The sequence below is a fragment of the Psychrobacter sp. Ps6 genome, assembly GCF_022129235.1.
Taxonomy (GTDB): Bacteria; Pseudomonadota; Gammaproteobacteria; order Pseudomonadales; family Moraxellaceae; genus Psychrobacter.
In genome coordinates this window covers 98,555-121,670 of sequence record NZ_JADQAI010000003.1, presented here as the reverse complement: position 1 = coordinate 121,670, position 23,116 = coordinate 98,555, and the positions used below count along the sequence as shown (strand labels likewise).

The 23,116-nt window shown below is 42.8% G+C and carries 20 protein-coding genes; 11 read left to right on the top strand and 9 right to left on the bottom strand.

Going from position 1 to position 23,116, the window contains the following annotated elements; all coding sequences use genetic code 11:
- Window positions 1-164: 164 nt before the first annotated feature.
- The 3 genes from I3255_RS04815 to infA all read left to right on the top strand — a co-directional run bounded on the left by I3255_RS04815 (window position 165) and on the right by infA (window position 2,464).
- A complete protein-coding gene (locus tag I3255_RS04815; protein ID WP_238037405.1) occupies window positions 165-1,238 on the top strand; it encodes an asparaginase in 1,074 nt (357 codons plus the stop codon).
- Between the two features lie 43 nt (window positions 1,239-1,281).
- On the top strand, window positions 1,282-2,121 hold the full coding sequence (gene truA / locus I3255_RS04810) for a tRNA pseudouridine(38-40) synthase TruA (protein WP_238037402.1): 840 nt from the start codon (window positions 1,282-1,284) through the stop codon (window positions 2,119-2,121).
- Between the two features lie 121 nt (window positions 2,122-2,242).
- Window positions 2,243-2,464, top strand: coding sequence for a translation initiation factor IF-1 (infA, locus tag I3255_RS04805; protein WP_021814850.1), 222 nt, complete (start codon window positions 2,243-2,245; stop codon window positions 2,462-2,464).
- 256 nt (window positions 2,465-2,720) lie between these two features.
- On the opposite strand, the gene I3255_RS04800 is transcribed toward infA, so the two are convergent.
- From I3255_RS04800 to leuC, 5 genes are all read right to left on the bottom strand, one after another.
- A complete protein-coding gene (locus I3255_RS04800) occupies window positions 2,721-3,995 on the bottom strand; it encodes a L,D-transpeptidase family protein (RefSeq protein ID WP_238037397.1) in 1,275 nt (424 codons plus the stop codon).
- 294 nt (window positions 3,996-4,289) lie between these two features.
- Entirely contained in the window at window positions 4,290-5,393 is a 1,104-nt protein-coding gene (leuB, locus tag I3255_RS04795) for a 3-isopropylmalate dehydrogenase (RefSeq protein WP_238037395.1), read from the bottom strand.
- A 39-nt stretch (window positions 5,394-5,432) separates the two neighbouring features.
- Window positions 5,433-6,152, bottom strand: a complete 720-nt coding sequence (locus I3255_RS04790; protein WP_238037393.1) for a hypothetical protein — start codon at window positions 6,150-6,152, stop codon at window positions 5,433-5,435.
- A gap of 139 nt (window positions 6,153-6,291) precedes the next feature.
- Window positions 6,292-6,942, bottom strand: coding sequence for a 3-isopropylmalate dehydratase small subunit (leuD, locus tag I3255_RS04785; protein WP_201599633.1), 651 nt, complete (start codon window positions 6,940-6,942; stop codon window positions 6,292-6,294).
- Between the two features lie 142 nt (window positions 6,943-7,084).
- Entirely contained in the window at window positions 7,085-8,503 is a 1,419-nt protein-coding gene (leuC, locus tag I3255_RS04780) for a 3-isopropylmalate dehydratase large subunit (protein ID WP_186474764.1), read from the bottom strand.
- A 473-nt stretch (window positions 8,504-8,976) separates the two neighbouring features.
- Here leuC and I3255_RS04775 point away from each other — a divergent pair, with 473 nt between their 5' ends.
- Together I3255_RS04775 and putP are read left to right on the top strand one after the other, a co-directional pair.
- Window positions 8,977-9,849, top strand: a complete 873-nt coding sequence (locus I3255_RS04775; protein ID WP_058023799.1) for a LysR family transcriptional regulator — start codon at window positions 8,977-8,979, stop codon at window positions 9,847-9,849.
- 475 nt (window positions 9,850-10,324) lie between these two features.
- Window positions 10,325-11,824, top strand: a complete 1,500-nt coding sequence (putP, locus tag I3255_RS04770; protein ID WP_238037391.1) for a sodium/proline symporter PutP — start codon at window positions 10,325-10,327, stop codon at window positions 11,822-11,824.
- Between the two features lie 464 nt (window positions 11,825-12,288).
- Here the strand turns inward: putP and I3255_RS04765 are convergent, their stop codons facing one another.
- The 3 genes from I3255_RS04765 to I3255_RS04755 all read right to left on the bottom strand — a co-directional run bounded on the left by I3255_RS04765 (window position 12,289) and on the right by I3255_RS04755 (window position 15,704).
- Complete coding sequence (locus I3255_RS04765) at window positions 12,289-13,644, bottom strand: outer membrane protein transport protein (RefSeq protein ID WP_093070982.1); 1,356 nt, start codon at window positions 13,642-13,644, stop codon at window positions 12,289-12,291.
- A gap of 371 nt (window positions 13,645-14,015) precedes the next feature.
- The gene (locus tag I3255_RS04760) at window positions 14,016-15,227 is read right to left on the bottom strand and encodes an outer membrane protein transport protein (protein WP_071001280.1); all 1,212 of its coding nucleotides are present in this window, start codon (window positions 15,225-15,227) and stop codon (window positions 14,016-14,018) included.
- A 219-nt stretch (window positions 15,228-15,446) separates the two neighbouring features.
- Window positions 15,447-15,704 carry a SlyX family protein gene (locus I3255_RS04755; protein ID WP_058024131.1) on the bottom strand — a complete coding sequence of 86 codons (258 nt, stop codon included), beginning with the start codon at window positions 15,702-15,704 and terminating at the stop codon, window positions 15,447-15,449.
- A gap of 240 nt (window positions 15,705-15,944) precedes the next feature.
- Here I3255_RS04755 and I3255_RS04750 point away from each other — a divergent pair, with 240 nt between their 5' ends.
- The 6 genes from I3255_RS04750 (at window position 15,945) to I3255_RS04725 (ending at window position 22,308) form a co-directional block, all read left to right on the top strand.
- Entirely contained in the window at window positions 15,945-17,885 is a 1,941-nt protein-coding gene (locus tag I3255_RS04750; protein ID WP_071001279.1) for an ATP-binding cassette domain-containing protein, read from the top strand.
- Window positions 17,886-18,400: 515 nt separating this feature from the next.
- Window positions 18,401-18,985 carry a ubiquinol-cytochrome c reductase iron-sulfur subunit gene (petA, locus tag I3255_RS04745; RefSeq protein ID WP_071001278.1) on the top strand — a complete coding sequence of 195 codons (585 nt, stop codon included), beginning with the start codon at window positions 18,401-18,403 and terminating at the stop codon, window positions 18,983-18,985.
- A 22-nt stretch (window positions 18,986-19,007) separates the two neighbouring features.
- Entirely contained in the window at window positions 19,008-20,213 is a 1,206-nt protein-coding gene (locus tag I3255_RS04740; RefSeq protein WP_197496753.1) for a cytochrome bc complex cytochrome b subunit, read from the top strand.
- On the top strand, window positions 20,213-20,926 hold the full coding sequence (locus I3255_RS04735; RefSeq protein WP_071001276.1) for a cytochrome c1: 714 nt from the start codon (window positions 20,213-20,215) through the stop codon (window positions 20,924-20,926). The genes I3255_RS04740 and I3255_RS04735 overlap by 1 nt, the downstream gene beginning before the upstream one ends.
- Window positions 20,927-21,123: 197 nt before the next feature.
- Window positions 21,124-21,738: a glutathione S-transferase N-terminal domain-containing protein gene (locus I3255_RS04730; protein WP_238037389.1), complete on the top strand. Its 615-nt coding sequence runs from the start codon at window positions 21,124-21,126 to the stop codon at window positions 21,736-21,738.
- Window positions 21,739-21,870: 132 nt separating this feature from the next.
- Entirely contained in the window at window positions 21,871-22,308 is a 438-nt protein-coding gene (locus tag I3255_RS04725) for a ClpXP protease specificity-enhancing factor (RefSeq protein ID WP_238037387.1), read from the top strand.
- 104 nt (window positions 22,309-22,412) lie between these two features.
- Here the strand turns inward: I3255_RS04725 and dcd are convergent, their stop codons facing one another.
- Entirely contained in the window at window positions 22,413-22,988 is a 576-nt protein-coding gene (dcd, locus tag I3255_RS04720; RefSeq protein ID WP_058024138.1) for a dCTP deaminase, read from the bottom strand.
- Between the last annotated feature and the right edge of the window lie 128 nt (window positions 22,989-23,116).

Here is a 23,116-nt window from a genome sequence, read left to right as displayed (position 1 = left end):
AGCAAGTATCTCTTATTATCGGAGGCTTGCTGATTTTTTGCATTTAATTCTGATATTATCTATTACTGACCTCTCAACCTGTCACCCATAAACGCTCTGGCGCTTCCTTTTTCATAATTATTTACTGTGTTGATACTATGCCATCTTCTTTTATGACCAAAACTATGTCTGACCCCGTTAAATTAATCTATGCTGGTGGTACCTTTGGTAGCTACGGTAAGCCGCTGGCGCCTTTATCGGCAGACGTTTTTTTACCTACGCTACAAAAGCTACTGACTGAGCAAAGCCATACGACTGGTTCACCAGTAATTTCATGGCTAGACAATACGCTGATCAAAGACAGTAGCCAGCTTACGCCAGTTGACTTTGTACATTTTTATCAGCTATTACTGAATGCTTATGGTCAAGGTGATAGACGCTTTGTCCTAATTAGTGGCACTGACACGTTAAGTTATTTAGGCGCATTTTTAGCAGAAGCTTTTGCCGGTAGCGATATTTGTATTGTGGTCACTGGAAGTATGCGGCCATTATTAGACAGTGAAGTGATTCACTCCTACGATATCGATGCTGATAGCGACGCTTGGGGCAACCTTAACGACTCATTGAAGCTAGCTGCGGCTGGTGAATCAGGTGTCAAGATTAGTTTTGGCGGCGAATCGTGGCCTGCACAAACCGTACAAAAAATTCACAGTCATGATCTTATGGCATTTACTGGGCATTCTCGAGCAGCATATCCAGCCAACAGTTATATAAAAAATCTATCAGATACCCGTAGACAGCATTGGCTTGATGATCAACAAGACTTACTACCTAATATCAAAACAAGTGCTGAGCAGGCCAAGATCCATGCTGTATACTGCTTACCTAATGATGTTCAGGTGCTCAATGATCAACTACAAGCGTTATTATCACAGCCGCCTTGTGGCATTATTCTGCTAGGGTTTGGTGCTGGTAATATTCCTTATTCAGATACGCTAGCAGATACGCTCAATCTTGCGCATGAGCGTGGACACATGGTGATATCTGCCAGTCAATGTCCGTTTGGCGGTGTGAGCGACAGCTACGCGGCGGGCAGTTGGCAATATGACTATCACGTTACTGCTGGTGGACGCTTAACCATCCCTGCTATTTATGCACGGTTGTTATGGTTGCTACTGCGCTATGACAGTCCAGCAAGACGACGACAGCGCTGGTTGAATAATGTCAGTCAGCCTGGCACAAGCATCAAAAAGCGATAAATGCTCCTTAATTAATTCCAACTTTATAAGCTTAGAAACCAAAATGTCTAAGATTGAAACTATCGAACCTGAACGTTCACCAACCTATACTTTGGCGATTGCGATTGAGTTTTTGGGTACGCACTATCATGGTTGGCAGCGGCAACGAGAAGTGCTGGGTGTACAAGAAGCACTAGAAACCGCTATCGGCAAGGTCGCCAATGAATCCGTTGAAGTCATCGCTGCTGGGCGTACTGATGCCAGTGTCCATGCCAGCAATATGATTGCTCATTTTACCACTCATGCGTATCGCCCTACTCATAACTGGTTACGCGGTGTCAATAGCCTATTGCCTGACGATATTGCCCTACGCTGGATTCAGCCAATGCCAGCTGATTTCCATGCGCGTTTTGGTGCGATTGCTCGTCGTTATCGTTATATCACCCTTAATCAAGCGCAGCGCCCTGCGATACTCAATCATCAGGTTACCCATATCTATGAGCCTTTAGACCTAGTAGCGATGCAAAAGGCAGCTGCCGATATCGTTGGTACTCACAATTTTAGCAGTTACCGTGCGGCAGCCTGTCAGTCTAATCAGCCAGTACGTACCGTCAGCCATGCCAACCTTTTCGCTCATGGTCAGTTTATTGTGTTTGATATACAAGCAGATGGATTTTTGCATCATATGGTTCGTAACTTGATGGGTACGCTATACGCGATTGGCAGACATGAGTTAGAGCCAGCAGACTTTTTAAATATTTTGAGTAAAGAGGATCGGACAATTGCGCCGCCTACTGCCTCAGGGGATGGCTTGTATTTCATTAATGCCTATTATCCTGAGCATTTTCAGCGCCTATTGCCGCAGGCACCCCTCACACCGATTTGGTTAAACTTACCTGACTAAATCAGTGTAAATTAACATACATATCACTTACATGCTGTCAAGTCAAAACCAGGTTCTGTATTGCTTTAATCTGCTAACTTACGTATAATATGGGCTTATTTTTAATTGATTGATACAAATTATGGCAAAAGACGATATTATCGAATTTGAAGGCGAAGTCATTGATACCCTTCCTAACACTTTGTTCAAAGTTCGTTTAGAAAACGGACACGAAATCATTGCACACATCTCAGGTAAGATGCGTAAGCATTATATTCGTATCTTGACAGGTGATAAAGTTAAGGTTGAAATGACCCCTTATGACCTATCTAAAGGTCGTATTACTTACCGTGGTAAAAACTAAATACTCGCCAACTCATATGGTTATGAAAGTATTTATAAAAATACAGCCAATAGCCGAATAGCTATTTTATCGCTGATAGCTGATATAGACGCTTGAGTGGTTTGACTGATAATAATAATGAAAACGCTAACCTGCTCATTATTGCCTATCACTGTTTTAGTTATTTAGTATTCGCTGTTTGTTTTATCATAAAAAATACCGCTAAATTTCAGCGGTATTTTTTTGTCTGCATTTTATGAAATAATTAAACGATGAGTTATTTGAACTCGACAGTGGCATCGTTCTTTATAACACCTAATAGGCTCAGTGCATCCCAGTTAGTGAGGCGAACACAACCTGCTGATGCCTGACGACTGATACGTTCAGGATCGGGTGAGCCATGAATGCCATACGATGGTTTGCTAAGGCCAATCCATACCACGCCAACCGGATTGTTAGGGCCTGGCGGGATAATAGATTGTTTGCCATTATCGCTAGTATAGGTGTAATTTGGCTCGTGAATTTTGACTTTGACTTTATGCGTACCCGTTGGTGAAGGTGTTGCTGTGCTACCTACTGTGGTTGGATAGCTGGCAACCAGATTGTCACTGTCATCGTATGCATATAAGGTTTGCGTGTCTTTATCAGCGACCACTCGGCTCACTGGTGTTGTATTAGGGTTACCTGGGTTATAGACAATGATGGTTTCGCCACTTTTAAAGCTGGCATTGGGGTTAAGCGATTTGAGATAATCACGACTGATATGAAATTTTTCGCCCAAGGCTTCAAGGACGCTTTCATAATACATACCATCTAGCTTAGCTTTGGCTTCAGCACTAGCAGGAATTTGGGTAGTTTTGACATTCACATCAGCATCTGTCAGCTGATAACTGACTAATACAGGCTGTGAAGTAAGCGTAGAGTTCTTAGTCAATGCTTGCCACGTCTCTTCATTGACCGCTTCGGTTACTGGTAACCCTTGAGCCTTTTGAAAAGCTTGCATAGCTTTGCGCGTGTTCTTGCCCCAATAGCCATCAACCGCACCCACACCACTATGGTTCCAATTTAGTAGCGCTTGTAATTTGGTACCAACATTACGATCAATCTTGGTATCAGCTTTCCATGTTGCTTCATTTACCTTTTTAGCAGTTTCTGATAAATTTTCTGTACTATATTCAATTTTTGTTAATAATTTATTTAGCGAATTTGCGGCTTTGCTACTACCATCTATTTGCTGACTAACACCATTGGTTACTGGACTGATGTCGTTACTATCAGTCATCGTGCTGTCCATCGTATCAGCATCGATATTTTGATCACTAGTTTGGTCGCTAGTAGGTTGGTTGCTACTAGCACTCATCTCTGCTTCGGTGCCTGCATTGTTATTATTATCTGTTGTAGTGTCTGTCATGCCACTATTAGACGACTTGCTCTCATTAGTCGTTTGTACGCTATTTTCAGCACTACTAGCATTGCTGCTACAACCCACTAATAATGCGGAGGCTGTTCCCATCGCCATAACAAGGCTGCCAACCTTAAGTAGTTGAGACATAAAAAAACTCCCTAAATAATTACCATGTATCAAAAAATATCGAAAAACTTATTATAGAAATATATTGCCATAGCCCTACCACTATTCCCTAACAGCTTTATGTTAATAACTGAATCTTCCTACTGTGCATTTGTTAATAGGGTGAACAAACATACTGATCTGTTTACAATAAGGCATGACTCAATACCATATAACAGAAAAAACCCATAAATTGCTTAGCAACTTATGGGTATAAAATAAACGAGATTAAACTGTAAACACTACATAAAAACGGTCTGCATTAGATTGGCTAACTCATACCAGTTTAGCCAATACCGCTTGCCCCATCTCTTGGCAACCTACTTGCTTGAGTCCAGCTTCACTGCTGTCTAAAATATCAAGCGTACGCAAGCCATCATCAAGCACATCACTAACTGCTTGTTCGATCGCTTGTGCGGCTTCCTCTTGTTTAAAGGTATAACGTAGCATCATAGCGACAGACAAAATAGTCGCGAGTGGATTGGCTTTGTCTTGCCCAGCGATATCAGGCGCGGAACCATGACATGGCTCGTACATGCCTTTGCCAGACTCATCTAAGCTCGCTGATGGCAACATACCAATAGAACCGGTCAACATTGCCGCTTCATCAGATAAGATATCACCAAACATATTGCCCGTTACCATGACATCAAACTGCTTAGGATCTTTGATCAACTGCATACAAGCGTTATCAGCATACATGTGCGATAACGCCACATCACTATACTCTGCTTGCTGCATCTGAATCATTGTTTGCTTCCACAGCTCAGTCACTTCTAAGACGTTGGCTTTGTCTACCGAACATACTTTGGCCGCTGTACCTGCGGCTTGGGCGCGGGTTTTTGCCAGTTCAAAAGCAACTTTACCGATACGCTGAATCTCACTAGTGCTATACACCATCGTGTTATAGCCTTGCTGCTCACCATTTTCTAATGTACGGATACCGCGAGGCTCACCAAAATAAATGCCCCCAGTCAATTCGCGAACAATAAGCAAATCTAAACCAGAGATAATTTCAGGTTTGATACTTGACGCATTGGCTAGCTGAGGATAAAGCTTTGCTACACGTAAATTGGCAAACAAACCCAGCTCACCACGGATTTTAAGCAGACCGCGCTCAGGGCGCTTACTACGTTCAATCGCATCCCATTTAGGGCCGCCAACAGCGCCTAATAATACAGCATCTGCTGCACGTGCACGCGCTAACGTTTCATCAGGTAAAGGCTCACCTGTGGCATCAATAGCCACACCACCAATCAATCCAGACTCTAATGTCAAACCAAGTGAAAACTTCTCATTGACCGCATTAAGCACGTCGATAGCTTGAGTCATGATTTCAGGGCCAATACCATCGCCCGCTAATGTTAAAATCGTTGCCATACTAATCCTTTTGGATATATTTTTATCAATTAATTTTTATTACGCTGTGGTCGTTTTAGGTTTAGCTGCTGACGTTACTGCTTTGACCATGCCTGTCTCTACAAACTCACCTTGGTGTTCAGACCCTAACCGTTTACAGAATCGGCGCTGCACCTTATCACCTTGTAATAGATCAATACATAGAGGCTCAGGCGATGCTGTATCCAATAAACTGCCAGATTTTTCACTGCTTTTCTTTTGATAAGCACGTAACTGATAAGTACCCGCGTCCGCAAAATCATGAATCAGCGCAAAACGCTCAACGTATCCCATGTTATTCTCTGGATAAAAATTGACATGGACTTCACGTTTTGCAGGCATCATCCGTGCATAATAGTTGGTTAACCCTGGCATACCAGATGCGGCTAATGGCACTATCTGTATAGAGTTTTTATTCATGAGCGGTGTCATCTCTACGCTCATTTGGGGCGTTGCAGCGCCTTTATAACTTGGTAAAGACGCTACAATCTGAGGATTAACTGGCTCATGATTATCAGGAGAAATAACAAGAGTCTTATCTATTTGCAAGATTTCACAGTGGTAAGTACCCTCGCACGCGATGTTTACTTCGCCAGCAACGGGTTGGATCTTACCCACCCACGCTTTCGCACTTTCTGACTCATCTATTTTTTGATAGCCCGTCAATAGCTGGCAGCCTGACAAAAATAAGCTTGCAGCAATAATCGTACTTGTCGATAGAGCATAACGTTTTTTATTCATAATGGCGGCTACTATTCATAAGAGAGATAATAAAGTATGGTAAAAACTACCCTTCATTTTAGCCAGTTCACCGCCATAACTCAACGCTGCGTTGCGACTGGCCAGCAGTTTTGTGAGCAAGGCATCATAAAATCCTTACCTAAGCGCGTACGTCGTTAAAGATCCACGGCGTTTTTTGCATCATTTTATGCTCATAGTCTTTAATAGCATCGCTTTGCTGCAAGGTTAAACCGATATCATCTAGCCCATTTAACAAGCAGTGTTTGCGAAAAGCATCCACTTCAAAAGCATACTCTTCACCTGTTGGCGTGATAACTACCTGACGCTCAAGATCTGCCGTCAGCTCATAGCCTTCATTGGCAACAGTCGCCTTCATTAAGGTATCCACAATCGCTTCATCTAGTACAATCGGTAACATGCCATTTTTAAAGCAGTTATTGTAAAAGATATCCGCAAAACTTGGTGCGATAACCGTACGAAAGCCATACTCAGAAAGCGCCCAAGGTGCATGCTCACGACTAGAGCCGCAGCCAAAGTTTCTACGTGCCAGCAATATAGTAGCACCTTGATAACGGGGTTTATTCAATACAAAGTCTGGATTAATAACGCGTGTGCTGTTGTCTTGGCCCGGATATCCTTCATCAAGATAGCGCCAATCATCAAATAAATTCACGCCAAAGCCTGTACGTTTAATAGACTTTAAAAACTGTTTTGCGATAATTTGATCGGTATCGACGTTTGCACGATCAAGTGGGCAAACGATACCGGTTTGGGTGTTATAAGCTTGCATAAAATTTCCTATCAATTATATTCTTGGTGTCAAATGACGTTTATAAGTGACTTAGACAGCAACCAACTTCTCACTGCCTCTGACAACGCGCTTTGCGGGAATAATAGACACGCAGGCACATTGTCAGTCACTCTAGCCAGCTCTAAAACGTACGAACATCCACAAAATGACCAGCTAACGCAGCGGCGGCAGCCATCGCTGGACTGACCAAATGCGTACGACCACCATTACCCTGACGACCTTCAAAGTTACGATTAGAGGTCGATGCACAATGCTCTTGCGGCTCAAGTTTGTCAGCATTCATGGCAAGACACATAGAACAACCCGGCTCGCGCCATTCAAAACCCGCTTCTGTAAACAAAGCATCTAAGCCTTCAGCCTCTGCTTGTAGCTTTACTTGTCCAGAGCCTGCAACAACGATGGCTTCTTTGATATTATCAGCAACTTTGCGTCCTTTGATAACTGCCGCAGCGTCACGCAAATCCTCGATACGCGAATTGGTACATGAGCCAATAAATATACGATCAAGCTGAATGTCCGTGATTTTCTGACCAGCTTCTAAACCCATATAGGTATAAGCGCGTAACCAACCCTCTTCTTGCGCCTCATCAATGGCTTGGTCAGGTGTCGGTACTGATTGCGTGATATCAACAACCATCTCAGGCGAGGTGCCCCAAGATACTTGCGGTGCTATTTGGCTACCATCGATCTCAACCACGGTATCAAATACTGCATCATCATCTGAATATAATGTACGCCAGTAGGCTTCAGCTTGTGGCCACTGCGACTCGTTTGGCGCGTACGGACGACCTTTTACATAATCTATCGTCGTGTCATCAACAGCCACCATACCTACGCGAGCACCAGCCTCAATTGCCATGTTACAGACGGTCATGCGACCTTCCATACTCATGTCTTCAAACACTTGACCTGCAAACTCAATCGCATGTCCTGTGCCACCTGCCGTACCGATTTTTGCAATAATGGCCAGCACGACGTCTTTTGAGGTCACGCCCGCACCAAGTTGACCAGTGACGCGGATTTGCATATTTTTTGATTTCTTTTGAATCAAGCACTGCGTTGCCAATACATGCTCAACTTCAGAAGTGCCGATACCATGTGCTAAGCAACCAAGTGCACCATGTGTCGCTGTGTGCGAATCACCGCAAACAACGGTCATGCCTGGCAATACAAGACCTTGCTCAGGACCAACGACATGCAAAATGCCTTGACGCGCATCGTTGATTGTAAATTCTGCGATATCAAATTTGGTGCAGTTCTCGTCCAATGTGACAACCTGCAGACGTGATACCTTGTCTTTAATACCAGGGACACCTGCTGAGCGCTCTTTGGTGACTGTTGGCACATTATGGTCAGGACTGGCGATATTGGCAGACAGACGCCATGGTGCTCTATTGGCAAGCTCCAATCCTTCAAACGCTTGTGGACTCGTCACTTCATGCAACAGATGGCGATCGATGTAAATTAAGCTCGAACCGTCGTCACGCTTAGTGACTTCGTGAGCATTCCAAAGTTTGTCATATAAAGTTTGACCGGCCATGATGCTATCCTTTATTAATTACTACTGACTTGATTTTCGCTTGCTCACCTGTTGGTAAGCCAAGGTTCTGTTTGTTCAATTAACTATTAGATTTATCTATAATATTGTATTTAACTGCATGATAGCTCTTCATGATTTGTGTAAGAGCATCACTTTGCAATAACTTCTACTTAATCAATGATATTGAAATATATATTCTGGAATTGCTATATTTTGTGTAGTATAAATATTATTTATTAGTAATTTTAGACTTATAACTGTAATCAGCGCCTAAAACACGCTTTAAACTGCAAATAATCAACTTAAAAGAATAAATATGTGACAATACGCCTTGATGTCTTGTGATTATAGCAGGCAAATCCTATAATAATAATTGATGATTTTTAGCCAGATGCAAACTTTTATTTCTAATACGTTATAATTGGCTCAGCCCACTTTTATTTATAGCTCACAAAGTAGCTAAGGAAATCCGTTTGAACACCACAAACTTGACGACATTCGTTACCGTTATGCACACTGGCAGTATTTCAGGTGCCGCAGAAAAGCTGTTCATCACTCAGCCTGCCGTCAGTAAGCGCATCAAAAACTTAGAAGATGAGTTTAACATTACTTTATTTGATACTGTAGGCCGCGGGATTGTACCCACGCAGGCCGCCAGTGAGATGCTGCCACATGCAAAACGTTGGTTGGAAGATTATGAGAATTTCAAGATTAACTTGCAACATTCTCAGCATATCGTCTCTGGCAAGCTTGTGATTGGCACGAGCCATCATATTGGTTTGCATCATCTAGCACCTGTGCTTAAGCATTTTATTCAGACTTATCCTGCTGTTCAGTTAGAAGTTCATTTTGTCGATTCAGAAAAAGCACACAAAGCCGTATTAGATGGCGATCTATCGTTGGCGTTTGTTACGCTACCTCCTGTGTATGATAAACGCCTGACCTATCACACGCTTTGGTCAGATCCACTTTATTTTATGACAGGTACTTTGTCACCTTTGGCAACCAAATCTAATGTCACTTTAGAGCAGTTAGCACGCTATCCTGCTATTCTACCGTCTGCCAATACCTTTACCAGTCAGATTACTTTGGCTGAGTTTGCTAAGCATAACCTAAAACCTTATGCCACGATGAGTACTAATCCGCTTGAATCCATTCGGATGCTGGTTTCTGTTGGACTGGGTTGGTCAGTCCTTCCGCAAACTATGGTCAGTCAAGATTTGGAACGTATCGATATGGCAGACAATATTGAATTACAACGTTATTTAGGTGTGGTTATCAATCCGAAGCTAACACAATCTAGTAGCGTAACCGCACTACTAGATTTGCTGGCGCCGATTGAGTAAAAGCATCCTCATATAACAATTTAGGTATTTAAGCTATTCGCATTTGTGACTCTCATGCGTTATAATATGCTTGACGTTGTTTTGACAACAAAAATTTACCACAAGGACACTGATAGTCATATATTGAATACTTCTAGTAAGATATGATGGTTAACAGTAGGTTTAATGGTTTCGCTGATTGGTTATGTAGGTTGCTAATACTCATATATAAATAGCAGATGCGAGCAACAACAGTCTATAAATGGAATGCGAGGTTCCCATTGTTCTCTATCTCTATATGAGTGCTAGCCATATAACGACATCAATCATATAAAACTACAAAAGATACTGAAAAAAGCCATTATGTCTTAATTAATGGCTTTTTTTGTCTTTAAGCATTGTTTGAGACATTTTGTTTGAGGCATCGTCTTGTAGGACTGAACTTTTATAGTTAAAAAATAATTAAAGCCAACGATGTTGGTTAAGGATAACTTATATGAACGGAGTTTCTAGTGGCGTGCTTATATCACTTGGCGCCTATTTTTTAGTGATGATTGGAATTGGTGTTTATGCTTATTTTAAGCAAGCCAATGATACCGAGGGTTATCTTTTAGGAGGACGTAATCTAGGTCCAGCAGTTACTGCACTTTCAGCAGGCGCATCGGACATGTCAGGTTGGTTGCTACTCGGACTACCAGGCTATATGTATGCAGATGGTGTGGTGAGTATTTGGATCGCACTTGGTTTGACCCTTGGTGCCTTCTTAAACTATATCATCGTAGCACCGCGTCTTCGTGTTTATACCGAAGTCGCTGATAACGCTATTACTTTGCCTGACTATTTTGCCAACCGCTTTGAAGATAAATCGCATATGCTGCGTGTAATCTCTGCGTTGGTTATCATTTTATTCTTTACTGTCTACACAGCGGCAAGTCTCGTAGGCGGTGGTAAGCTTTTTGAAAGCTCACTTAACCTATCTTACACCACAGGGCTTTGGGTGACTGCTGGTGTCGTTGTTGGTTATACGCTATTCGGTGGTTTCTTAGCAGTGTCGATGACTGACTTTGTTCAGGGTATTATCATGCTGTTTGCGATGGTCATTGTACCTCTCGTTGCCTTTACAGATCTTGGCGGTGTTTCAGCCACGACTGAAGCCGTTAGAAACATTGATCCAAGCCTACTAAATATTACTAGCGGTATGAGTATCATCGGTATCATTTCACTCATGGCATGGGGTTTAGGATATTTTGGTCAGCCACATATTATTGTGCGTTTTATGGCAATCCGCTCAGTACGAGATGTGCCTACTGCGCGTAATATCGGTATGAGCTGGATGATTGTCAGTCTTATTGGTGCGCTCATGACTGGTTTTGCTGGTCGTGCTTATGTACAAAAGACAGCTATGACGTTAGATGATCCTGAGACTATCTTCTTAGTATTCACTCAGTTCCTATTCCATCCATTAGTTTCAGGTTTCCTATTAGCAGCGATTTTAGCGGCCATCATGAGTACTATCTCATCGCAGCTATTGGTAGTATCAAGCTCACTAACCAAAGACGTTTACAAATTGTTCTTTGATAAAGATGCACCAGAAGCTCGTCAAGTATTGGTTGGACGTATCTCAGTTGTCGTGGTCGCTATTGTTGCTATCTTGTTAGCTTCTGATCCAGACAGCTCAGTATTGAACCTAGTATCAAACGCATGGGCAGGATTTGGTGCAGCGTTTGGGCCGTTGGTTATTTTCAGTCTCACATGGCGCCACATGAACCGTAATGGCGCTGTTGCCGGTATGGTTGTAGGTGCATTGACGGTTATCTTATGGATCTATGGTCCTTTCCAAATAGATGGTATGGCACTAAATAGCTGGTTATATGCTATTGTTCCAGGCTTTATCTTAAGTACCATCGCTATTTTTGTAGTCAGTATCATGACGGGCGGTCCAAGAGAATCAGTCGCCGCTAAATACAAAGAGATGGAATTGAACCTGAACAAGTAGGTTTATACAGTAACTTTACCTTATCACTATAAAAAAACCTCGCCACTAATGGCGAGGTTTTTTATTGGTAGCTATTAATTATGATGTAAGTAGCTACTATTATAAGTAGGAAGGCTGCTCTAACCTTCTATTATGAGTATCTACTCTTAATAGAATAGCTATGTACTATTACCAAATGGATCTGTCTAAACATGCCCCTACCTATATGGATAGCTAACTATCATATAGGTAGCGACAATGGATACATTGCTTACCATTCAATCAACTGGAAGGCAGATATCAAACGTATAACAACATATGAGTAGTAAGTAGGTTGTAGCTATCAGTTATTAATTTACTTTCTGTAAAACACTCTAAATATCTTTCCATATCTAAGAGTTTTTATTCACTTCAAAATATTGGAATCAATAAAAAAGCGACCTATGATAGGCCGCTTTTTATTATCTAACAGTTATATAAGGAAGCTACTTTCCTTGATAAGAAATCTTTAAACCAGCAATATAACCATCATTATCTTGGAAATCACCAACGATTTTTCCACTAGGTAGACGACCTTTTGCATCACCGAACCATAAGTATTTACCACCAGCCGACACGGCCCAGTTTTCCGTCACGTTGTATTTGGCACCAAGACCGACGCTGTAATAGCCATCGACAGGACCTAACGACGTTGTTGGATCACCAGCACCACTATCCCAACCCACAGTACCACTGATAGCAAGTGCTGGTGCAACACGCTTGGCAAGACCAAGCTCCACTTGCCATTGGTCATCTTCGTATTCAACCAAGTCCAAACCATCAGGGCCGTAATTACGTTTACTAACGTCATTATATAATGGTGGTGTGATGACAAAATCGCTCCAAGGTACCCAGCGTACTTTTGCCGTTGCTAAAGTAGTCGGATTAATACCAGTCTGGAAATCAAAGTTGACTGATTTAGGGGTTGTAATCTCATAATTACTGTTCCGGTTAGCAGCCGCAGCCCCTATAGCCGCTGCCTGTGCTGGAGTCGCTCCTTGCTGCAAAGCAGCTCCTTGAGCCAAAATACCTGCTATAGGATAATTCTCAGAGATATCTATATCATGGTCAATCTCAGAACGATAAGTCAACGCTGCTTTTAGAGCAATTTCAGGCTTGCTATAGGCAATACCTGCGATATAACCATAATCCATATCAGGATTGCTGTTTGAGGTATAACCACTAGCAGGCCCATAAGCTAAGCCACGCAATTTGGTTTCAGATTGGATACGCTGAGCAACTGGACCACCATAAATTTGGAAGTTTTTATTGGCACCGAATTTCATTCCCAAAATACCAGTCAAACTTTGGCTACGAACTTCAACGTTAGTATTCTCGCCTGCAGTGGCTGACTCAGCTAATGCTATAGCACCTGCAGTCTGTGGGTCTACACCATCACCTACCAATTCGCCTCCTGAAGCTTGAGGATTATTGCTTGCCACAAAATTACTTTGCGTGTATTCAGCAGCAGCACCAAAAGGCTCATCATATAGTACACCCACACTGAACGTGTCGTTGATATCAGTTTTTACGCCATAGCGGAAGAAGTCATAAGATTCAGCAATGTCGCCCGTTTTATTGCCGCGCTCATAGTCATTTTGACCAGGGTTGACATTCGCACTATCGTAGCCGCTTACATCAGCATCAATATAAGTATAGACCGCTTCAGCGTAAGTGCCATCTTGAAAAAAAGCAGTGACATCTTGACCTGAACGATCAAGACCAGCAGCGTTGGTTACGCTAGCGAAAGAAAGAGTAGCAATAGCTACTGCAAGGGTTTTCAAATGAAAGGTAGTGCGCATTGTGTATCTCCAACGATCCTTGTTGTATTAATACTTTAATAACCATTATGTAGCATTGCTATGCTCGATATTGATATTACTAAAGTTTTGTCCTAAGTTGAATACTAATGTCTTTTTGACACTAAAACAACATTAAAAGTGCTTTATTTCTCAATTATGACTGAACAGTACATATAAGATATAAATAAAATACTGTGGTTTACTTTTTGTCTTTAATGTGATTTTTACGGTAAGGTCTATAGCCAGAAAATAAATATTTTTACCTATAGTCTGTTAAATGTGATTTTTAAAAACACATAATAAAAAAGCGACCCTTAAAGGATCGCTTTTTTATATTAGTAGCAAACAGTATCACATAATTTATTTGTGATTTACTGAGCTTGGTAAGATACCTTTACACCCAATACAAAACCATCGTTACTTTCGAAATCACTAACGATCGTCTTAGTTGGGATTTGACCTTTGGCATCACCGAACCATAAGTATTTACCGCCAGCAGATATCGCCCAGTTTTCGGTCACATTATATTTCGCGCCAAGACCAGCACTATAATAGCCTTCGATAGGACCTAATGAGGTGACTGGGTCACCTGCACCACTATCCCAACCAACAGTACCACTGATAGCAAGTGCTGGCGCGACACGCTTAGCCAATCCTAGCTCTACTTGCCATTGGTCGTCATCATAGCTAACTAACGCTAACCCCTTATCATCCTGAGTCGAAATCTTGCTAACATCGTTATATAGTGATGGTACGATAGCAAAATCACTCCATGGTACCCAACGTACTTTGGCAGTCGCTAGGGTTGTAGGGTTGATGCCAGTTTGAAAATCAAAGTTCACTGATTCAGGCGTAGTTATTTCAATACTATCAACTCTGTTTGTTGACAGACCAAGTGCAGAAACCACAGGAGCTGGTATAAGACCAGAACCTACAACAGGATAAATTTCAGATGCTTGAGCGTTATGTTCGATTTCCGATCGGTATGTTAATGATGCTTTTAACGCAATTTCAGGCTTGCTATAAGCTACGCCTGCGATATAACCGTAATCTTGATCAGCATTAATATTCGTAGTGTAACCGTTCGCAGCTTCATAAGCAGGACCGCGTAGCTTTACATCTGCCTTTACGCGCTGAGCAACTGGGCCACCGTATACTTGGAAGTTTTTATTTTGACCAAACTTCGCACCAAGGATACCAGTAATACTCTCTGTACGTACTTCTACGTTAGTACCCTCACCGTTTGCATTTACAAAGTTATTATCACCAGTATAGTCAGCGGCTGCGCCAAAAGGCTCATCATATAAGACGCCAACACTAAACGTGTCGTTGATGTCTGCTTTTACGCCATAACGGAAAAAGTCATAAGACTCTGCGATATCATCAATCTTATTACCTGAAGTATCTTTACCCGTCACGTCCGCATCGATATAGGTATAGACAGCTTCAGCATAAGTACCATCTTGTAGGAATGCGGTGACATCTTGGCCTGAACGGTCAAGACCAGCAGCACTAGCAGCGCTAGCGACAGATAGAGCAGCAACAGCTACTGCAAGAGTTTTTAAGTGAAAGGTGGCGCGCATTTTACATCTCCAAACATCCGCATTGTTTTACTGCTTTACTTAATTCTCTTAAGTAAGCAGCATCCGAGGTGGAAGATAGTAAAGATTTTTTAACACTAAAACAACTGCCAAAATACATTATTTCCATATTATGACTATTAAGTCACCAAAGGGTACCTTTATCTAAAAATATACATATTGCGACTATTTACTATTGGTTATCTTACTTGCTATTATTTTTCAGTAATGTGGTGGTCTATCCGCCATCACATCAAATGGGGCAATACCACTCTCTGGGTCTTGATTTTCTATTTGCTTATAAATCAGTTGTAGCTGACGCTGTAATGTCTGAATATCTTTATCTTGACGTGCGATCACCTCATCAAGCCTTTCTACTGTAATCTCAAGGTGCGCTACATTCATTTGCAGATCAATTACTTGGGTTTGCAAGTCGTCTTGTATGCTCGCAGCAGCATCTTTGTTATTAGATTGATTCATATTTTTCTCTAAAGTATCGTAAATATAAGGCTGAAAGGTTTATCAAGTAAAATAGGTGACAAAACCTAAGTGGCATCATTAAATCCATCATGCTAAACAAAAAATAGCCGCTATGAATAAAAGCTATAAATAGTACTGATAAAACGATTTACTCGCACTACAGTTGCGCGGTGGCATGTTATACTGCTGGCAATTTTGCAACAACCCCTACCTCACTATTATATAAGCTTAAGATACTCTATGGCACTGATTCATTTAAAAGACATTCACTTAGCGTTTGGCGTCGCGCCTGTTCTTGATGGTATTGATTTTTCTATCAATTCAGGCGAGCGTGTGTGTTTGATTGGCCGCAATGGCGAAGGTAAATCCACCTTATTCAAACTGATTAATGGCTCATTGCAGCCAGATAGTGGTGAGATCATCACCAACAGCAGTATGCGTGTTGCGATGCTTGAGCAAGACGTCCCCGAGTCGAGCGGACGCATACTCGATATCGTCATGGGCGGTAGCCGCCGCACAGCTGAGCTGCTGATCAATTATAATAAGCAAGTGGAGATGTGCGCCAATGGCGACATGGACGCTTGCGAGCACATGGCGACCTTGCAGCATGATATCGACGCCGTCCATGGCTGGGACTTAGAACGTGATGCCATGCGTCTGATCACAACAATGGGACTTGATCCGGAAGATGATTTGTCATCACTCTCTGGTGGTCGTAAGCGCCGCGTATTACTTGCTCGTGCGCTGGTCACCAAACCTGATGTACTCCTACTTGATGAGCCAACCAACCATCTAGACGTTGATAGTATTGAGTGGTTAGAGCGCTTCTTGCTCGATTGGCAAGGTCTAACTCTACTGTTTGTCACCCACGATAGAGCATTCGTTGATAAGCTTGCGACTCGTATTGTAGAGCTTGACCGTGGTCAATTGACCAGCTATGACGTCACTCAAGGCGCCAAAGGCTACGCTCGTTATCAAGAGCTAAAAGAGCTACAATTACAGGCTGAAGAAAAGAACAACGCCAATTTTGATAAAAAACTGGCGCAAGAAGAAGTCTGGATTCGTCAAGGCATCAAAGCTCGCCGTACCCGCAATGAGGGCCGCGTCCGTGAACTAAAAGCATTGCGTGAAGAGCGCCGCGAACGCCGTGAGCAAGTGGGTAATGTAAACATCACGATGGGTCAAGGCGAAAAAAGCGGCAAGCTCGTTTGTAAAGTCAAAAACCTGCACCTTGAATATGAGGGTAATGTACTGGTTGACAACTTTACGACCACTATTATGCGCGGCGACAAAATCGGTATTGTCGGCCCTAACGGTGCTGGTAAAACCACCCTTATCAAAGCCCTACTCGATATGTCGGATGACGAGGTCACCAAGACCGGCAGCGTCACGCTTGGCACCAATTTGCAAATTGCCTTTTTTGATCAGCTGCGTGATCAGCTAGATCTTGAAGCCAGCGTCGCGCAAAACGTCTCAGAAGGTTCTGACTTTGTCGAAGTTGGCGGTCGCAAGACACATATCATGAGCTATTTACAAGACTTCTTATTTGCACCAGAGCGTGCACGTACCCCTGTCAAAGCCTTGTCCGGTGGTGAGCGTAACCGTGTATTGCTTGCCAAGCAGTTATTAAAACCTGCCAACATATTAGTACTTGATGAGCCAACCAACGATTTGGATATGGCCACCCTTGAGCTATTAGAAGAGTCGGTCAGCAGCTTTAACGGTACCATCTTGCTGATCAGTCATGACCGCTCATTTATGGACAATGTGGTCACCTCCACCTGGGTATTTGACACGGATGAAAATGGCAATGGCATCGTCAAAGAGTATGTCGGCGGTTATCAAGAGTACTTGATACAAAAAAACCGCGAGGAAGCCGCGCGCGCCGCAAAAGCACCCGTTAGCAATACTAAAGCGTCAAAATCAGCCAATAAAGCTGACGCTGGGAAGCCAAATAAAGCCGCCAAAAAGCTCAACTTCAATGAGCAGCGCGAGCTAGATAGCTTACCCAAAGAAATCGCCGCACTCGAAGCCGAACAAACTCAACTACAAGAAAAATTGGCTGATGGCTCTTGGTTTAATACCGACTTTGATGCAGCGACAGCCGCAAGTGAGCGCTTGTTGGCCATCGAAGATGAAATGATGAGTAAGCTTGAGCGTTGGAGCGAGCTTGAAGACTAATAATGGCACTTCTCTAGCCACATTTATTAGAATATCGCATATGTACTTTGCATTGCGTATTTCGATAAACAAGTTTCTGATAGTCTGATAAAGCATTATTAATTATTCTGAAAGCATCACCACTTTATTATATATAGAGTGGTGATATTCGTTTTATCCAGTAGTGAGATGGTGAAAGTTAGTGAACATTTTCGTAATTTCAAGTATCATTCGCTATTGCTGAAAAATCCTTATTAATTATAAGGTCATGACATTTACAATCCCTATAAAAGCAAAGTTGGCGTTAAACATTGATAATCCGACTGTTTTAATATGGTTATCATATTCAACCCCCTAATATGCCCTATTAAGGTTGCTTTATTTTTAACGCAATAATTTATTTTATCACCGAAATAGCTTAGAATAGTAACAATTAGCAAAATTAGGCACAGCTAAAGTGGCTTGATATTGTATATTTTCTAAGCCACAAACCCAGTGTGGGATAATCCCATTTCATTCACCTGGAGGAAGTATTAATGAGCCAAGCCGAAGGCGTTAATGTACAACGCCGTAGAGTTCTTATTGCCTCAACTGCCGCGATTGGTGCAGCTGGGGTAGCTGCCGTGGCGACACCTTTTGTCCGTTCTTGGTACCCAAGCGCTAAAGCTGAGGCTGCAGGGGCTGCAGTAACCCAAGATATTGGTGCTATCGAAGATGGACAAATGATTGTTGTCAAATACCGTGGCAAACCTATTTATGTCGTTAAACGCACAGAAGACATGGTCGCAGGACTAGAATCAGTTACGCCTTTATTATCTGATCCTGAGTCTGATGCGTCTCTACAGCCAGAATATTGCAAAAACCCTACTCGCTCGATAGAACCAACCGTATTGGTTGTGGAAGGCGTTTGTACTCATTTAGGCTGTGCACCAAACTACCGTCCTGATGTGGGCGCGGTGGATTTAGGTGGCAATGATTGGTACGGCGGGTTTTTCTGTCCGTGCCACGGGTCAAAATATGACTTAGCAGGCCGCGTATATAGTGGCGTTCCTGCACCGCTTAATTTACCCGTTCCAGAATATGGTATGGATGGTACCATTTTGACGGTTGGGGAGGCTTAACATGAGTATGGGTAAAAAGTTAATGCATTGGGTGGACGCGCGTTTTCCAGCGACTGAAACCTACGAATACCACATGTCAAAGTACTACGCACCAAAGAACTTTAACTTTTGGTACTTCTTTGGCGTATTGTCAATGGTTGTACTGGTCAACCAGTTGGTGACTGGTATTTGGCTGACGATGATGTACAATCCTAGTGCCGAGGGCGCATTTGCGTCTGTAGAATACATCATGCGTGATGTCAAAGGCGGTTGGCTCATCCGTTATATGCACTCGACTGGCGCCTCAGCGTTCTTTGTCGTGGTGTATTTGCATATGTTTAGAGCACTGCTCTACGGCTCATATCAAAAACCTCGTGAGCTTATTTGGCTCATCGGTATGGGCATCTATTTGGCTCTTATGGCCGAAGGTTTCTTTGGATACCTACTCCCTTGGGGCAACATGTCATTTTGGGGTGCTCAGGTTATCTTAAACCTTCCTGCGGCGCTGCCGGTAATCGGTGACGGTCTTGCTGAGTGGGTACGTGGTGACTATATCATCTCAGGTATCACCCTAAACCGCTTCTTTGCGCTACACGTTGTCGCTATTCCATTGGTCCTTGTGGGCTTGGTCTTCATGCACATTGTCGCATTGCACCATGTAGGTTCTAACAACCCTGATGGTATCGATATTAAGAAGCTAAAAGACAAAAATGGCGTACCATTAGACGGTATCGAATTCCATCCATACTACACTGTGCATGATATGGTAGGTATTGTAGTATTCTTTATCTGTTTCTTTGCGGTGGTGTTCTTCTTCCCTGAAGGCGGCGGTTTCTTCCTTGAGCCACCAAACTTTGAGACAGCGAACTCACTGAAAACACCAGCGCATATTGCACCAGTATGGTACTACACGCCTTTCTACGCTATCTTGCGTGCGGTTCCAAGTAAGCTGGGCGGTGTCATCGCCATGGGTGCGGCCATCGCTGTACTATTCTTGATACCGTGGCTCGACAGATCACCTGTACGCTCAATACGCTACAAAGGTATCTTGTCTAAGATTGCACTAACTGTCTTTGCTATTAGCTTTATCGTACTTGGCTATTTAGGTGCGACACCTGCAACGCCAACTGCGACTATTATGGCTCGTGTATTCACGATTCTATATTTCTTATTCTTCTTACTGATGCCGTTTTACACTGCCATCGAGAAGTGTAAACAGCCACCAGAACGCGTTACCGGAGGTCACTAATGAGCACGCTAATCAAATCCCTAGCGGGTCTAGGCTTAGGCGCGGCATTGACCTTGACTGCTGGTACAGCAATGGCTGAAGGCAGTGGTTGTGGTACGTTTACTAATGCTGAAGGTGTTGATGAGCATTTGGCCTGTAGTACAGCCCCAATTGATTTTACCAATAAAGGCTCACTACAGAACGGCGCGAAAATCTTTATGAACTACTGTGCTGGGTGCCACTCAGCCAAGTATGTTCGTCACTCGCGTATTGCACAAGATTTAGAGATACCGCCTGAGTTGGTTGAAAAGTATTTGATGGTTACCACCGATCAAATCGGTGACCACATTACTGCTGAGATAGACCCTGAGGTTCAAGCGTCTTGGTTTGGTGCTGCACCTCCTGATCTGTCACTTGAGACGAGACTGCGCGGTGATGACTGGGTATACACATACCTATTATCATTCTATGAAGATCCAAGTCGTCCTTGGGGCGCTAACAACTTAGTACTGGCCAATGCTGCTATGCCCCACGTATTGCATAATATGCAAGAAGAGCTAAGCCAAGAAGAATTTGAATCTGAAGTTGGTGACTTAGTCAACTTTATGGCTTGGATGGGTGAGCCTGCTCGTCACGACCGTCAAGTCATTGGTTTCTTTGTTATTTTATTCTTGTTAGTACTACTCATCCCAGTTTACTTGTTGAACAAAGAATTCTGGAAAGACGTCAAATAAGTAATAATTAGCAGACAGTTCTGATAATTAAAAAAGGCACTACTTCGGTAGTGCCTTTTTTTGTGCTTTGACATTAAGCTGAAATACCAGATAAGCCGGAAAATAAGCCATTCAGCGCTAATGTTTACGCACACTACCTTGATAAACGTTGCGAGTTTGTTTACGATGACAACCTTTACTCTTAACATTAGGCTTTCATGATTGATGCGAATGACATTCCAAGTAGTCAGCTAATTTTATATGCTGATGACGGCTACGACAGTCATGTGGTACGCCTATTACTTGAAGAAAAAAAACTAGAGTATTACCTATCGCGCTTGCACTCTGAGCGCCCTGAAGACTTAACTGAGCTTAATCCCTATCATACCTTACCTGTATTGCAGCAGCGTGAGATTGCGCTTTATGAGATTAATGTTATTTTTGAATATCTTGAAGAGCGTTATCACACAAACAAACTGCTCCCTGAGACACCGCAGAAACGTGCACAGTTTCGCCAATTGGCATGGCGCATTCAGCGTGATTGGCTCGTACTTGGCAAGCGCCTCCTCACACATCCAGATAGTTTTAATAAAGCACAGGCTGCCGTTGCCAAAAAACAACTCAGTGATTCATTGATTACTCTGTCGCCGCTGTTCGCTCATAAGCCTTACTTTATGGCCGATGAGTTTGGTTGGTGTGACGTGTTATTAGCACCCCTATTATGGCGATTGGATGAAATGGGTATTGAGCTGCCACGTGCTATCAGCCGTCCGATATTTGAATATCAAACGAGAGTGTTTGAGCGTAGTAGCTTCCAAAAAAGCGTACGTTGATTAGACAAGTATAAGAAGCTGCCTTAGAATAAGTACCAATATAACAGAAATTGACTTGCAATTATTGTGCGATAATTTGCTAAATAAAATATCTTTTCATTATTGAACATCATTAGTATAGGAAATCATTAGATGAGCGAAACCACCTCTATTACACCTACCCGTCCTTATATGGTACGTGCACTATATCAATGGATAGAAGACAACGCCTTGACGCCTTATCTGATGGTCGATGCTACTGCTGATAACGTACAGATACCAACCGAGCACGTGCAAGATGGTCGTATCGTACTAAATATCGCCAGCCGTGCAACTGGTAATATGAGTATGGAAAATGACTACATACATTTTAGTGCGCGTTTTGGTGGCGTCTCACAGGAGATTTGGGTACCGCTCACTGCAGTAATGGGCATTTATGCTAAAGAAAATTCGCAAGGGATGTTCTTTGATCCAAAAGAATATGATAACTATGTACCAGAAGACGACGACGCACCGATTGCTAGTAAAAAACCTGCTACCGCACCTAAACCGAAGCGTGATAACAAAGCAGGTTTAAAAGTTTTAAAGTAATTAGAGATTTACACTCATTACTTTTCACATAATAAAAAAGCCAGTCATGTTTACTATGACTGGCTTTTTATTGTCTACTCAAAAACTTGAGACTTTATCTTTGACTAGGTTCTTGGCAAGGTCACGCCGCGCTGGCCTTGATATTTACCGCCGCGATCTTTGTAGCTGGTCTCACACACATCATCAGCATCGCTTTGGAAAAATAGCATTTGCGCCACGCCTTCACCCGCATAAATACGAGCTGGTAGATTGGTAGTGTTACTAAATTCAAGCGTCACATGCCCTTCCCACTCAGGCTCAAGTGGCGTGACATTGACAATGATACCGCAGCGCGCGTACGTTGACTTGCCTAGGCAAATGGTCAGTACATCGCGTGGAATACGGAAATACTCCATGGTACGTGCTAAGGCAAATGAATTTGGTGGAATGATGCACTCATCACCGACGATATCGATAAAGCTTTTATCATCGAAATTTTTAGGGTCAACGACCACTGAATGTACGTTGGTAAAAACTTTGAATTCAGGCGCACAGCGTACGTCGTAACCGTAGCTTGACGTACCGTAGCTCACCAAACGCTCGCCTGCATCATTGAAGCGTACTTGACCTGGCTCGTATGGCTCAATCATGCCATGCTCTTCGGCCATTTTACGAATCCAGCGGTCAGACTTAATAGACATTGTTGTTCCTTAGCAAATATTTAATAGCGACGATTATACGGAATTGACGGCTGAATTTATAGAGGAGCGGCTACTTAAAACTGAATACAGCCAATAATCTCATTTATCCCCATCTTATATTTTAGAAG